This is a genomic window from Bacillus sp. TE9106W (assembly GCF_054062215.1).
On sequence record NZ_JBSSFA010000004.1, the window covers coordinates 355,074 to 369,319 of the forward strand.

Consider the following 14,246-nt stretch of genomic DNA (forward strand, 5'->3'; position numbering starts at 1 on the left):
TAAACGGAAGTGCTTACTTTTAATTAGGGAGGAATTTGAAATGGCAATTCAAACAAGTAACTTAGGTTATCCACGTATCGGATTACAACGAGAGTGGAAAAAAACATTGGAAGCTTTTTGGTCCAATAAAATCAATGAAGAACAATTTTTAACAACAATGAAAGAAATTCGCCTTCAACACGTAAAAGTACAGCAAGAAAAAGGGATTGAACTCATTCCAATTGGCGACTTTACATATTACGATCACGTTTTGGATACTGCTTATATGCTAGGATTTATCCCATCACGTTTTTCTGAGTTTACATCTTACCTAGATGTATATTTTGCAATGGCGCGTGGCTCTAAAGATCACGTAGCTTCCGAAATGACAAAATGGTTTAACACAAACTATCATTATATCGTTCCTGAATATGAAGAGGGATTACAAATCTCTTTAAAAGATAATCGTCCACTTCGCTTATACGAAGAGGCAAAACAAGAATTGGGTGTAGATGGAAAACCTGTTATTTTAGGACCATATACTTTCTTGAAATTAGCTAAAGGCTATACACAAGAGCAATTTGCTACTATTTTAAAACAGTTAGTTGCACCTTACGTACAACTGCTTTCAGAACTACATGCAGCTGGTGCACAAATCATTCAAGTTGATGAACCGATTTTCGCTTCTTTAACGAAAGAAGAAGTTCAACAAGCAAAAGAAATTTATGAAGCTATTCGTAAAGAGGTTCCAAATGCGACTCTTCTTTTACAAACATACTTTGATAGTGTAGAAGAAAACTATGAAGAAATTATTACATTCCCAGTATCAAGTATTGGATTAGATTTCGTTCATGGTAAAGAAGGTAATTTAAATGCTATTTCAAAATATGGATTCCCAGCTGATAAAACTTTAGCTGTTGGTTGTATAGATGGCCGTAACATTTGGAGAGCTGACCTTGATGAAGTTCTTACGTTATTTACAACGTTACAAAAACAAGTCCAAACGAAAGATCTCATCGTTCAACCTTCTTGTAGCTTATTGCATACACCAATCGATAAAACAGAAGAAACTCACTTATCAACTGAGCTATTTGATGCGTTGGCATTTGCAAATCAAAAATTAGAAGAGTTAGTTCTTATTCATTCCGCTCTGACTCAAGGTACAGAAAGCATTAGTAATGAACTGGAAACATATCGAAACGTACATCATACAATTCGTTCATCTGCTGCACGTAACCGAGAAGATGTCAAAGCAGCACGAACAGCACTAAAAGAAGAAGATTTTTCACGTCCTCTTCCATTTGAAAAACGATACGAATTACAACAAGTTGCCCTAAAGTTACCGTTGTTACCAACAACGACTATCGGTAGCTTCCCGCAAACAACTGAAGTTCGCCAAACGCGAAAAGAATGGCGTAACGGTGTTATTTCAAATGAACAATATGAACAATTTATTGAAAAAGAGACAGAAAAATGGATTCGTTACCAAGAAGAAATCGGTCTCGATGTTCTTGTGCATGGTGAATTTGAAAGAACTGACATGGTTGAATATTTTGGTGAGCGCCTTGCTGGTTTCTCATTCACTAAAAACGGTTGGGTACAATCATACGGTTCTCGCTGCGTAAAACCACCTGTTATTTATGGTGATGTAGCCTTTATTGATGGAATGACTATTAAGGAAACTGTTTATGCACAAAGCTTAACAGAAAAAGTTGTAAAAGGAATGTTAACTGGACCTGTTACGATTTTAAATTGGTCCTTCGTTCGAAATGACATTCCAAGAAAAGAAGTTTCGTATCAAATCGCATTAGCTCTTCGTCATGAAATTGAACTACTTGAATCTTCTGGAATTCGAGTAATCCAAGTCGATGAGCCAGCACTTCGTGAAGGAATGCCACTGAAAGAAAAAGATTGGGACGCTTATATTACATGGGCAGTACAATCCTTCCTTTTAGCAACTTCTTCTGTAGCAAATGAAACACAAATTCATACGCATATGTGTTACAGTAACTTCGAAGATATTGTTGACGCGATTCGTGCATTAGATGCAGATGTGATTTCTATCGAAACATCAAGAAGTCACGGAGAATTTATTGATACATTAAAACATACAACATACGAAAAGGGCATCGGTCTAGGTGTATATGATATTCATAGCCCACGTGTACCAAGTAAAGATGAAATGTATAAAATCGTAGAACAATCTTTACAAGTATGCGATCCTAAATATTTCTGGATTAATCCTGATTGTGGTTTAAAAACGAGAAGAACAGAAGAAGTTATTCCAGCTCTAGAACATATGGTGCAAGCAGCAAAAGATGCTCGTTCCCTACTAAAAACAAACGCATAATAAAAATGGGTTATCCTCCAAAAGGATAACCCATTTTTATTCTTTACTTTCAAAAAAGAATTCGTATTGTATTTTATATAATTCATCATCCGTTGGTTCTTCAAGAGGAGTTGCCTGTAATACAACTGTATACTCACCATTTGGAATAGGGATTTGAAATTTATTTGAAAGAATACTTGTTACAACGATACATTCATTTTCAACTGTAAAAGGAACTGCAACCGTTCTAACCACTTCTTCTTTCTCAATATGTTTCCCTGGGGTCACTTTTACTTCACAAGTATAATCAGAAAGTGCTTCAAAAATAACAGTTCCATCTGCCTTCGCATAACCTCTTTCAAAATCTTCATCCGTCCAGTCAACGTAAGGCTGCTCACCATCATAGTTCATTAACATTAATTGCGAATAAGAAATTGTTAACTCCATCGTTCCCCTCCTCCTTCATTATGAAATATGCAACTACTACTTTACGTCAAATTTCACACGCGTACCATCTGGGTATTTATCTAACTTATTTCCTACCCAAGACCCTGCTCCGCGGTTATCTGCTGGACTTATATATTCGATATGTGCTCCTTTTCCGCCTTCTTTACACATCGCCATTGGCCATTCATCACGATCATACCCTTTTTTTGATGGGTATGGAGCTAACGATAACTTTCTTCTATCCGCAGCGCCACCACGGTCGATTGTACAAACTTCTGAATGTCCTTCCTTTATCGCATCCGTAATATGTTTCCCTGTTTCTGGATATCTCTCTTTCGGAAATTCTAGAACTTGATCATACGCATTTGTTTTTTTTGTACTTGTTTCCTCTGGAACAAGTACTTCATAAACCGCTACTAAAATAGAAAGAATTGCAATAATTGAAATGATAATACCTTTTAATTGCTTCATGTATACCTCCGTGACTCTACCAGTTTCTTTTCCTCAGTTATTATAACAAACTTATCCTGTCTATGTTTTCAGACATTATTTTATCTCTTCTTCGCCATTCCGCCAAAAACTCTCATTTTTTTTCATCTTTTCACTAATGCTGTAGAAAACTAATAACCTTCCGACATTCTTTTTCAAAGGAAGTCCTCATAAAAGATTGAAATGATATATACGATACTTTTTGGGGAGGAAATATGATGGAAGCTACCTATAAAACGAAAGATGTCACGAATAAAACAGGCATCCCAAAACATATAGTTCGCAAATATAGTCAACTGTTAGAGGAACATGGTTATATGATCTCCAAAACAGCTGATGCTCGTATTTATAAACTGGATGATTTAAAACTATTGAAATCTATACATGAAAGAGCTGCTACATTACAAGAAGACATTTCAGAAACGATACCAATTATTTTAAAAGAAAAAGAAGCTCCTCCTGTACCAGTTATACAAGATAAGCAAGAGATACAACCGAAAGAAAAAGAAGATGGGCGTAACTTTGAGGAGTTTATGTTAAAACTTGAAATGCTCGCTCAGTTAAATGAAGCAATTATTCATCAAAATTCTACCCTAATTACCCAAAATCGTTTAAAAGATGAAAAGCTAGATGAATTGATGCAACAAGTTTATGTAAAAGAAGGCTCTCAAGAAAAGATGCTACAGGAGTTAGTAGATCATGCCGCTCAAACAGATGCCTTGCAAAAAGAAAAGATGGACTTATTAATGAATCATATGTATAAACGAGAATCTAAGCAAGAAGAAAAAATGAATAAACTCGTAAATCAAATTTATAATAAAGACAGCAATCGTGATGCACAACTTATGCAAGTCATTCGTGAAATTCAAGAAACAAAAAGATTAGTTGCTGCTTCAAAAGAACAAAGCTTTTTCCAATCATTTAGAAGTTTATTTAGCCGAACAAAACAAGAAAAAACAACTGAATAAAATAATATATTTTTTCCTATATAAAATAAAAAGTTACCTTCCATCGGTAACTTTTATTCCTTATTTCTTACAGCTGGTAATATAATAATTGCTTCCGTGCCTTTCCCACTTTCGCTTTTATATTCCAGCGTACCATTATGTGCTTGTAAAATACTAAATGTTACCATAAGACCTAATCCTGTTCCTTTTTCTTTTAAAGAATAATACGGTTGTCCGAGCCTGGCTAACTGTTCTTTCGTCATACCAACACCACTATCTTTAACTCTTATTACAATCGTTTCATCTTTTTGCATAGCCGTTACCTTTAAATATCCTTTATTTCCTTGAATTGCTTCAATACCATTTTTAACAACATTCATAATAGCTTGTTTTAATTTCGTCTTATCACCAATCGTATAAAGGCTTTCAGAAATCTCAACTTGCAAATATACACCTTGCATCGCTGCAAATGATGACATAAGGGTTGTCATTTCTATTAATTGGGCTGATAAGCAAATATGTTCTTTCTTCTCAATTTGTGGCCTTGCTAAATTCAAATAATCTGAAATAATTTGTTCTGCCCGGTCTAATTCGGCTAATACGAGACGCATATAATCCTTATTCTTCACATCTTCCGTACTTTCAAGCAATTGAATAAAACCACGAACAACAGTGAGCGGATTTCGAACCTCATGTGCAACACTTGCCGCTAACTCACTTACAATATTAAGCTTTTCTGACTTTTGCATCTCTGTACGTAGTATTGCATTTTCATTTAAATATTCTGTTAAGTACACCTGAAATACCATTGTCATAACCATAATAAGCGAAGCGAATATGTATCCGCTATATAAGTGCGAAACATATGGTGTAAACCCCGTTTCTAGCAGAACATTAATCATGCCAATCACTAAAGAAACGAGTACGTACAATGATGAAATCATAAAGGCCAAAATTAGCTTCTTATCCCTTGAAAATAGAGACCATTTCTTTGATAAAAATAATGGAACTATCGATAGGAATATTACTTCTATAACTGGAAGAAGGTTTATTCCCTTTAGCACCCATTCATATACAACAAAAATAGCAGCCGGGACTAAACCAACAATCCCACCATATAGAAAACCACTAACCATCGGGATTGGGTGAAAGTTATACCCACAAACGTCCCCAAAACAAATAGAGTATGTCATAGAGAGAACGAGTGTAATGCTAGATAAAAACATAATAAAGTAGCGGTTCGGCTTCGGAGGCATTTCTTGATAACGATTTAAACGAATCGCTTCGTATAAAAATAGTGGCAAAATAATGATGGCAATTTGGATCATTAAATCACGGATAAGCTCCATAGCCTCTCATCCCCTATATGTATTTTGATATGATTATATCATTTTACAGACGTATTTGTTGTAAGATTTTGATTTTTCTTAACATATTTGTTAATTCTTTGTTAACAACACATAATAATTGTTACAGATTTTCGAAATGAATGTAAACCCTGTACCAAATTTCTGTCCGGCAGTATACAATGAATACGGATTACAAAGAAAATAAAAAAATACTTCATGAGACGGACAACTATAGCAAAATACAGCATATAATCCATACTATCTATGTTTACAAATAAGTGATCATTATTTTAGTAGGAGGAAGATAAATATGGCGGGTACTACGCTTGTTTTAAAAGAAGAGAATTTAGTCGTTCTAGAAAATGTTGAAAAATCAGTATATGAAGAGTTACAGCATAAAACAGGAGAGGCAAATTGCACATGTGCTGTGAATGAATCGGTTGTTCACCTTGGCAAAGTATCATCTGTACTTTGGAATGAGGATGAAATAGATTGGGAGTACGGATATTAAAAGTCGCTTACAGCGGCTTTTTTTCTATTATCCCTCTCTTTCTACGTAACATATACGCAAGCGAAATGATAGAAAATATGTTAAAATGAACTTAATTTTCAAACGGAAGAAAGGGAGATACAATGGAACAATTCATTAATCCTAGAGTGAAGGACATCCAAATTTCTGGGATCCGCCAATTCTCTAACATGATTCAAAACTACGATAACCTTATCTCTTTAACAATTGGACAACCCGATTTTCCTACACCTTCTCTTGTAAAAGAAGCGGCAAAACGGGCTATTACAGAAAATTATACAAGCTACACACATAACGCTGGTTTACTAGAATTACGCAAGGCAGCTTGTAACTTTGTAAAAGATAACTACGATTTACATTATTCACCTGAAACCGAAACCATCGTTACAATTGGTGCCAGTGAAGCAATTGATGTTGCATTTCGAACGATTTTAGAGCCAGGAACAGAAGTCATTTTACCTGCTCCTATTTATCCCGGATACGAGCCGATTATTCGATTATGCGGTGCAACACCTATTTTTATCGATGTTCGTGAAACTGGCTTCCGTTTAACAGCCGAAGCACTGGAAAATGCTATTACAGAAAAAACAAGATGCGTCGTACTGCCGTATCCTTCTAATCCAACTGGTGTCACTTTATCTAAAAAAGAACTACAAGATATTGCAGATGTTTTAAAAGATAAAAATATTTTCGTCCTTTCTGATGAAATTTATAGTGAACTTGTATATGAACAAACACATACATCGATTGCTCATTTCCCAGAAATGCGTGAAAAGACTATCGTCATTAACGGCTTATCAAAATCGCATTCTATGACTGGCTGGCGTATCGGTCTATTATTTGCACCAAGCTATTTAGCTGGGCATATATTAAAAGTTCATCAATACAACGTAACGTGCGCTACTTCAATCGCTCAATATGCTGCAATTGAAGCATTAACAGCTGCTAAAGATGCACCAAAAATGATGCGCCATCAATACAAAAAACGCCGTGATTACGTATATAATAGACTTATTCAAATGGGCTTAACAGTTGAAAAGCCAACAGGTGCATTTTACTTATTCCCATATGTTGGCCATTTAACATCTTCATCATTTGATTTTGCACTTGACCTTGTCAAAGAAGCTGGACTTGCCGTCGTTCCTGGAACAGCATTCTCTGAATATGGTGAAGGCTACCTTCGCTTGTCTTATGCATATAGTATTGAAACTTTAAAAGAAGGCTGTGACCGTTTAGAAGCCTTTCTACAACAAAAAGCTAAGAGTTAAACTCTTAGCTTTTTGTTGCATAATGATCGCAAGTTTGACGCTTCAGTAATTTATGCGGAATAATAATACACTTTGCAGTAGACTCCGCATTCTCTACTTTATCAACTAAAGCTTTTGCAGCTTCATATCCTAGCTGGTATATATTCACATCAACTGTCGAGAGTGGCGGACTCGCAATTTCTGATAATAAAGCATTGTTGAAACTTACAATTGAAACATCCTTGGGTACAACAAACCCTTTTTTAGAAAGTGCACTTAACACACCAAGACCAATCAAGTCATCCGTTGCCATAATTGCTGTCGGTGGTTGCTTTAGCCCCATTAATTCCTCAACGGCTTGTTGACCACTTTCTCTTGAAAAATCAAAATGTAAAATATATTCTTTGGGCAATACAATGTCTGCTAATTTTAAAGCATCACTCATACCAGCCAAACGATCTCTCGTTACAAGTAAATCTGATCCACCGCCGATGAATGCGATTTGTTTATGACCTAATGAAATCAAATATTCTGCCACTTCTCTTGCAGCTGTATAATTGTCATTATCTACATATGTAATTTCTTCTTTACGATCATATGGTTTCCCAATTAATACGAACGGAAAATTTTGTTTATGTAAATATTGAATAATCCGATCATTCTCTCTTGAATATAAAAGAATAATGCCACCAATTTGGCGCCCCTGCACCATCTTTACAACACCGTTAAAAATTTCATCTTCCGTTTCACCTGTCGACATATAAAGCGCATACCCTTCCACATGTGCAAATGAACTAATTCCTCTTATAACTTCTGGGAAAAAAGGATTTTGAAAAGCTTTACTTGCAGAACTTGGCATAACAAGGCCAATTGTTTTTGTTGTTTGGTTAGCTAGGTTTCTTGCGTTTAAATTAGGATGATACCCTAGTTCACTCATTACTTTCCGAACACGACGCTTTGTTTTTTCACTTATACTTGGATTATCAGCAATTACACGAGAAACGGTAGATGGTGCTACATTCGCCTTCTTCGCCACATCTTTAATTGTAACTGTCATAAAAATCCCCCTCCTCTCATTTCTCTGCCATTTTTCATATATTTTATCTCGCACTCATTGCAAGTCATAAATTTTCATTTTTTATATCTTGCAAAATTAATCCTATTCTCCCTCTTCATGTATTGTAAGGGATATAGCTATTTTTTCCTATACTATAATATACTATTTATTTCACTTCTTTTCATATGGGATGTCAAATCTCTTTTCATCTTCCTATAAACTTATTTATAGGGAGATGAAAAGAAAAATGGGACGTAATGTCCCATTTTTCATCCTTTTGTACCTCCAGCTGTTAAACCGGAAACAAAATATTTTTGTAGTGATAGGAATAAAATTGAAATTGGGATCGCAATTAACACAGAACCCGCTGCAAACGTTGTAAATTCATTACCGAATTTCTTCGCAACCATTTCATATAATCCAACTGCTAAAGTATAATTTTCAGGTGTTCGCAAAATAATACTCGCTAAAATGAAATCTGTAAATGGACCAATGAAAGTAAATAACGCTACAACCGCTACGATTGGTTTTGCAAGTGGCATAATGATTTGCCAGAAAATACGGAAATGCCCTGCTCCATCCATTCGAGCTGATTCATCCAACTCTTTCGGAATCGTATCAAAATACCCTTTCATAAGCCATGTATTCATCGGAATAGCCCCGCCTACATAAATTAAAATTAACGCTAGATGTGTATCAATTAGCCCTGTTAACTGTGCTAATATGTAAAGTGAGATTAACGCTGCAAAGTTTGGAATCATTTGCAGAATTAAAAATGTTAATAAACCATTCTTTCTTCCAACAAAACGATATCTCGAAAATGCATAAGCAGTAAAACTAATTGCTAACACTGAGAAAATCATTGTTAAAACACTGACTTTTAATGTGTTTTTATACCAGAGTAAATAATTACTTTTATCCAAATCTAGTAACTCACGATAATGATCTAGCGTTGCATTTTTCGGAATAATACTTGATCCTGATAAACTATCACCTGGATTAAAGGATGAGCCAATTATCCATAATAGTGGATAGAAAATGATGGCACACATTACGAAAATAACTAAATAACTTAATGAGAGACGTAACATCTTCTGTCTTTTAATATTCATTTACATCATATCCTCTTCTTGGAATGATTTTGTTCTCTTAAATTGCCATAACGCAACTGTAATAACGATTAACGATAATATCATTGTAAGAACTGCGGCTTTCCCGTACTGCGCCGAAGTCATCGTCAACTTATAAATCCATGAAATTAAAATATCCGTTCCACCTGCGTCTTGTCCAGCTACAGCAGGACCTCCGTCATTAAATAGATAGATGATACTAAAGTTATTAAAGTTAAACGTATATTGCGTAATTAATATTGGTGCTGTTGCATATAGAACAAGTGGCAATGTAATTTTACGAAACTGTTGCCAAGCTGTAGCTCCATCTACTGTAGCCGCTTCGTATAATTCTCCCGGAATCGATTGCAGTATACCTGTTGTCATTGCAAAGACGAACGGGAATCCAAGCCACGTTTGAATCATAATTAAAGCAATCTTCGCCCAAAATGGATCTGTCATCCAAGCAATCTTTTCAATTCCGAATAAAGCTAATACTTGATTGTTAATCGCTCCGAATGTTTCATTAAACATACCAGAGAAAACAAGAATGGATACGAATGCTGGAACCGCCCACGGTAAAATGAAGATTGTTCGAATAATCGCCTTCCCTTTAATACCAGGCTGATTTACGATAATTGCTAAGAAAATGCCAAGCGCAACTTGTAATGTTGTTCCAACGAATGTCCAAATGACAGTCCAAGAGAATACACTTAAAAATGTCTCTCTCCACATCGGTAAAGTGAAAATATCAATAAAGTTTTTAAAGCCCACCCAATCTACTAATTTAGCTGGAGGAGAATGATATAAATCATAGTTTGTAAATCCGATTAAAATTACGAAGATGATTGGAAATACGACAACAAAGATAAGTAGTAGAAAACCTGGTGAAACCATTAAATAAGGAAAACCTTGATCTAACAAATTACGGTATTGCTCTTTTACAGAATTTAACGGTGTTCCGATATCACGTTTCTTTCCATTTTGGTATGCATCATATAAGTTAAATGCATATATGCTGAGCCCAAAAGCGATAACGATAAGAGCCAAGATTCCTTCTACTAATAGAAAGACAGAATGGTCACGTGGAACTTCTGTACCAAGCGTTACGATACCCCATAATCCCATATTTAATAAATCAGCAAAGGCTACAATAAATGAACCTGTTAATACTAGAAAAATAAGACCTTTTACAAATTGTTTATTATACATTTGACCCACGCCTGGAATGATTGATAACATGGTTGCCATTTTCCTATGCTTTGAATGGTTTAACCCATTTGCTGGTTCCATAGATGTTTGCATGTTCCTTCCCCCTTTTTTCTTCCTACATGGAAGGGAGAGAATTCGTGCCTCTCATAGTAGAGGCACGAATTTCACCTTATTTTTTCTTGTTATGATTTGCCTCAATATTACCTTTAATTTGCTTCACTGCACTATCAAGCGCCGCTTTTGGTGCCTCTTTATCTGTAACAACTAATTGAAGCGCATCTCCAGCTGGTTTCCAAACTTCTTGCATTTCTGGAATGTTTGGCATTGGAATTCCATTTTCAGATTGCGTTGCAACTGCTTTTGCAGCTTCGTTATCTTTAATGATTGGATCTTCCATTACTGATTTTACTGGAGGAATTTCTTTTGTTTTCTCAAATCGAATTTTTGCGTTTTCTTCATTTGTTACCCATTCAGCGAATTTAGTAGCTAAATCATTTTGTTTAGAGAAGCTTGTTACATGCCATCCTTTTACGCCAACGAACGTTTTCATCGGTTGACCATTTGGTAATTTTGGCATTGGAGCAACGCCATAATCAATTCCGTTCTTCTCCATCGTTTGGAACGCCCATGGTCCGTTCATGATAGAAGCTGCTTTTCCTTCATTAAATAGTCCATCAGCAGCAGGTCCACCAGATTCACCGATAATACCTTTCGGGAATAACTTTTCTTTGTACCATTTTTGAATATATTCAGCACCTTGTACCGCACCGCTATTATTTAATCCAATATCACTTGCATTTGGCTTTCCATCTTTTTCACCAAATACATAACCACCCATACCTGCCATGAATGCATTAGCAAAGTAGAAGTTATCTCCTAATGTTAAAAATCCGTACTTGCCATCTTTCGTAAACTCTTTTGAGAAGTTAAACAACTCGTCCATCGTTTCTGGCGCTTTTGGCATTAGTTTTTTATTGTAAATAAAGACTGGTGTCTCAATTGCTTTTGGTAAACCATATAATTTTCCGTTATATGTCTGTGCTTCTATTGATGAATTAGTAAATTTACTCTTTACAGCATCATCTGCTTTCACTTCAGAAAGTAGACCTTCTGTTACTGCATTTCCGATTTGATCGTGTGGCAATGTTACAACATCTGGTCCAGTCCCCGCTGGCCCATCAAGTCGTAACTTCTTCACTTGATCTGTCATTTGCATTTCAACAACTTTTACTTTTACTTTATATTTTTCCTCAAAGCTTTTCACTGCTGGTTCTAAACCAACACCCTTTTTATGATCTTCCCAAACAAGAAGATCATAGTCTTTTTTCGCTTTACTTTCCCCTTTTCCCCCTGAATCTTTCGGTCCACATGCAGATAACATACCAATTGATAATGCTGAAACCGTTAATAATGACAATGCTTTCTTCATCCCAAAAAACCTCCTTAAATTGTCTATGTACTTTAACAATCGAAAACGTTTGCATTTGATTGTTTAATAGAAGCACAAACAATATCACGCAAACCATGAAAACGTTTGCACTATTTGTCTATCATTATACATTTTTTTATTAATTTTGCAAATATATATTTTTAAATTAATATAGTTAAACTCTTTATACATTGACTTTATATAAAGTCAATACTACTCTTGTAAGCAACATTAAAGATATGAGAAAAGCAATCGTTTGCAATATAAGCTTTATTATCACATTTAAGGGAATAATATGTATAAGGATATTAAAGGAGGATTTTCTATATGCTTAAAGAAGCCATTTATCATAGGCCAAAAGATAATTACGCATACGCTTACGATGAAAAAACGATTCACATCCGAATACGTACGAAAAGAGACGATGTTCAAAGCACCACTCTTATTTATGGTGATCCTTATGAATGGAAAGACGGGAAGTGGATTTCTTCAAGTACACCGATGAAAAAAACTGGTTCTACTGCATTGTTTGATTATTGGTTCATTTCCATCGAGCCGAAATTTAAACGCTTACGTTATGGATTTGAATTAAAAAACGATACAGACACTCTTATTTATGCAGAGCGAGGATTTTTTTCTACCACTCCAAATGATGACGTTGGTAACTTTTTCTGTTTTCCATTTATTCATGCAAATGATGTATTCAAAGCACCTTCTTGGATTAAAGATACTGTTTGGTATCAAATTTTCCCAGAACGGTTCGCTAATGGAGATTGTACGCTGAATCCAGAAAACACCCTTCCTTGGGGCAACGCTAAGCCAACTCCAACTAATTTTTTCGGTGGAGATTTTGCTGGTATTATTCAAAACCTTGATTACCTTGTTAAGCTTGGAATTTCAGGAATATATTTCACACCTATTTTCAAAGCACATTCAAACCATAAATATGACACAATTGACTACATGGAAATCGATCCACAATTTGGTACAAAAGAAACATTCAAAGAACTCGTTCAGGCATGTCATACACACGGTATAAAAGTAATGCTCGATGCTGTATTCAATCACAGTGGATACTTTTTCGATAAATTTCAAGACGTACTACAAAATGGTGAGCAGTCAGCATATAAAGAATGGTTCCATATTCATGAGTTCCCAATTAGAACTGAACCACTCCCGAATTATGATACTTTCGCGTTTACACCGTATATGCCGAAATTAAACACAGCGCACCCGGATGTAAAAGAATACTTACTTGAAGTAGGGCGTTATTGGGTGAGAGAATTCAATATAGACGGTTGGCGCCTTGATGTAGCAAATGAAGTCGACCATAACTTTTGGAGAGAATTTCGAAGTGAGATAAAAGCATTAAATTCTGAAGTATATATTTTAGGAGAAATTTGGCACGATGCACTTCCATGGCTACAAGGAGATCAATTCGATGCTGTCATGAGCTATCCTGTTACAAACGCCCTACTGTCTTACTTTGCTAACGATTCCATTAAGGCAAATGAATTTATGAAACAAATTACAGAATCTCTACATTCCTACTCTATGAATGTAAATGAAGCAGCATTTCATTTATTAGATAGCCATGATACACCAAGAATTTTGACAACATGTAACGGAGATAAAAATAAGTTAAAATTACTTTATGTATTCCATCTTTCTTTCATCGGCTCTCCTTGTATTTATTATGGAGACGAAATTGGTATGGACGGCGGTATGGACCCAGATTGTCGCAAATGTATGGTTTGGGATACGGAAGAACAAGATCATACATTATTTACACATGTACAAACATTAATTTCATTACGAAAGCAATATAAAGCATTTGGAGGACATGGTACTTTCCAATTCATTGAAGCAAATGATGAATATAATTATATTTCTTATACTAAAACATATGAAGATGAAACGATCTTTTTCGTTTTAAATCCGACTAATAGTGATATTACAGCTTCACTCCCTCTCCATGTTACTGGAAAGAAAATCATTAATATTTATACAAACGAAGAATTTTCAGCGGAAGCAAGTGTATTACAAGTTACACTTCCTCCATATGGATTCTCCATATTAAAATGGTAACCAAAAAAATCCTTATACCAAAGTGGTATAAGGAT

At 35.3% G+C, this 14,246-nt stretch carries 12 protein-coding genes; 5 read left to right on the forward strand and 7 right to left on the reverse strand.

What is annotated here, in order from left to right; all coding sequences use genetic code 11:
* Positions 1–40 precede the first annotated feature (40 nt).
* A complete protein-coding gene (gene metE, locus ACVWY7_RS10765; RefSeq protein ID WP_456523773.1) occupies positions 41–2,329 on the forward strand; it encodes a 5-methyltetrahydropteroyltriglutamate--homocysteine S-methyltransferase in 2,289 nt (762 codons plus the stop codon).
* A gap of 36 nt (positions 2,330–2,365) precedes the next feature.
* Here the strand turns inward: metE and comJ are convergent, their stop codons facing one another.
* A complete protein-coding gene (comJ, locus tag ACVWY7_RS10770) occupies positions 2,366–2,755 on the reverse strand; it encodes a competence protein ComJ (RefSeq protein ID WP_000424033.1) in 390 nt (129 codons plus the stop codon).
* A gap of 36 nt (positions 2,756–2,791) precedes the next feature.
* Entirely contained in the window at positions 2,792–3,226 is a 435-nt protein-coding gene (gene nucA, locus ACVWY7_RS10775) for a DNA-entry nuclease (RefSeq protein ID WP_000811492.1), read from the reverse strand.
* A gap of 236 nt (positions 3,227–3,462) precedes the next feature.
* Between nucA and ACVWY7_RS10780 the strand changes: the two genes are divergently transcribed.
* Positions 3,463–4,212, forward strand: a complete 750-nt coding sequence (locus tag ACVWY7_RS10780) for a DUF3967 domain-containing protein (protein ID WP_000388464.1) — start codon at positions 3,463–3,465, stop codon at positions 4,210–4,212.
* A gap of 53 nt (positions 4,213–4,265) precedes the next feature.
* On the opposite strand, the gene kinB is transcribed toward ACVWY7_RS10780, so the two are convergent.
* Positions 4,266–5,540 carry a sporulation sensor histidine kinase KinB gene (gene kinB / locus ACVWY7_RS10785; protein ID WP_456523774.1) on the reverse strand — a complete coding sequence of 425 codons (1,275 nt, stop codon included), beginning with the start codon at positions 5,538–5,540 and terminating at the stop codon, positions 4,266–4,268.
* 310 nt (positions 5,541–5,850) lie between these two features.
* Between kinB and ACVWY7_RS10790 the strand changes: the two genes are divergently transcribed.
* Both ACVWY7_RS10790 and ACVWY7_RS10795 read left to right on the forward strand, forming a co-directional pair.
* The gene (locus ACVWY7_RS10790) at positions 5,851–6,051 is read left to right on the forward strand and encodes a hypothetical protein (RefSeq protein WP_000929284.1); all 201 of its coding nucleotides are present in this window, start codon (positions 5,851–5,853) and stop codon (positions 6,049–6,051) included.
* Positions 6,052–6,173: 122 nt separating this feature from the next.
* Positions 6,174–7,337, forward strand: a complete 1,164-nt coding sequence (locus ACVWY7_RS10795) for an aminotransferase A (RefSeq protein ID WP_000434590.1) — start codon at positions 6,174–6,176, stop codon at positions 7,335–7,337.
* 4 nt (positions 7,338–7,341) lie between these two features.
* Here the strand turns inward: ACVWY7_RS10795 and malR are convergent, their stop codons facing one another.
* The 4 genes from malR to ACVWY7_RS10815 all read right to left on the reverse strand — a co-directional run bounded on the left by malR (position 7,342) and on the right by ACVWY7_RS10815 (position 12,123).
* Positions 7,342–8,373 carry a maltose operon transcriptional repressor MalR gene (malR, locus tag ACVWY7_RS10800; protein ID WP_202295406.1) on the reverse strand — a complete coding sequence of 344 codons (1,032 nt, stop codon included), beginning with the start codon at positions 8,371–8,373 and terminating at the stop codon, positions 7,342–7,344.
* A gap of 269 nt (positions 8,374–8,642) precedes the next feature.
* Positions 8,643–9,485 (reverse strand): maltosaccharide ABC transporter permease MalD, encoded by an 843-nt coding sequence (malD, locus tag ACVWY7_RS10805; protein ID WP_456523775.1) that lies wholly within the window; start codon positions 9,483–9,485, stop codon positions 8,643–8,645.
* Positions 9,486–10,787 (reverse strand): maltosaccharide ABC transporter permease MalC, encoded by a 1,302-nt coding sequence (gene malC / locus ACVWY7_RS10810; RefSeq protein ID WP_456523776.1) that lies wholly within the window; start codon positions 10,785–10,787, stop codon positions 9,486–9,488.
* Between the two features lie 76 nt (positions 10,788–10,863).
* Positions 10,864–12,123, reverse strand: coding sequence for an extracellular solute-binding protein (locus tag ACVWY7_RS10815; RefSeq protein WP_456523777.1), 1,260 nt, complete (start codon positions 12,121–12,123; stop codon positions 10,864–10,866).
* Positions 12,124–12,450: 327 nt separating this feature from the next.
* Here ACVWY7_RS10815 and ACVWY7_RS10820 point away from each other — a divergent pair, with 327 nt between their 5' ends.
* Positions 12,451–14,211: an alpha-glycosidase gene (locus tag ACVWY7_RS10820; RefSeq protein ID WP_456523778.1), complete on the forward strand. Its 1,761-nt coding sequence runs from the start codon at positions 12,451–12,453 to the stop codon at positions 14,209–14,211.
* The last annotated feature ends 35 nt before the right edge of the window (positions 14,212–14,246 follow it).

Bases quoted from the DNA above. Each gene is read 5' to 3' on its own strand.
- comJ (WP_000424033.1), bottom strand. From the start codon at position 2,755: ATGGAGTTAACAATTTCTTATTCGCAATTAATGTTAATGAACTATGAT.
- malD (WP_456523775.1), bottom strand. From the start codon at position 9,485: ATGAATATTAAAAGACAGAAGATGTTACGTCTCTCATTAAGTTATTTA.
- malR (WP_202295406.1), bottom strand. From the start codon at position 8,373: ATGACAGTTACAATTAAAGATGTGGCGAAGAAGGCGAATGTAGCACCA.
- ACVWY7_RS10820 (WP_456523778.1), top strand. From the start codon at position 12,451: ATGCTTAAAGAAGCCATTTATCATAGGCCAAAAGATAATTACGCATAC.
- ACVWY7_RS10795 (WP_000434590.1), top strand. From the start codon at position 6,174: ATGGAACAATTCATTAATCCTAGAGTGAAGGACATCCAAATTTCTGGG.
- metE (WP_456523773.1), top strand. From the start codon at position 41: ATGGCAATTCAAACAAGTAACTTAGGTTATCCACGTATCGGATTACAA.
- kinB (WP_456523774.1), bottom strand. From the start codon at position 5,540: ATGGAGCTTATCCGTGATTTAATGATCCAAATTGCCATCATTATTTTG.
- ACVWY7_RS10790 (WP_000929284.1), top strand. From the start codon at position 5,851: ATGGCGGGTACTACGCTTGTTTTAAAAGAAGAGAATTTAGTCGTTCTA.
- ACVWY7_RS10780 (WP_000388464.1), top strand. From the start codon at position 3,463: ATGGAAGCTACCTATAAAACGAAAGATGTCACGAATAAAACAGGCATC.
- ACVWY7_RS10815 (WP_456523777.1), bottom strand. From the start codon at position 12,123: ATGAAGAAAGCATTGTCATTATTAACGGTTTCAGCATTATCAATTGGT.
- nucA (WP_000811492.1), bottom strand. From the start codon at position 3,226: ATGAAGCAATTAAAAGGTATTATCATTTCAATTATTGCAATTCTTTCT.
- malC (WP_456523776.1), bottom strand. From the start codon at position 10,787: ATGCAAACATCTATGGAACCAGCAAATGGGTTAAACCATTCAAAGCAT.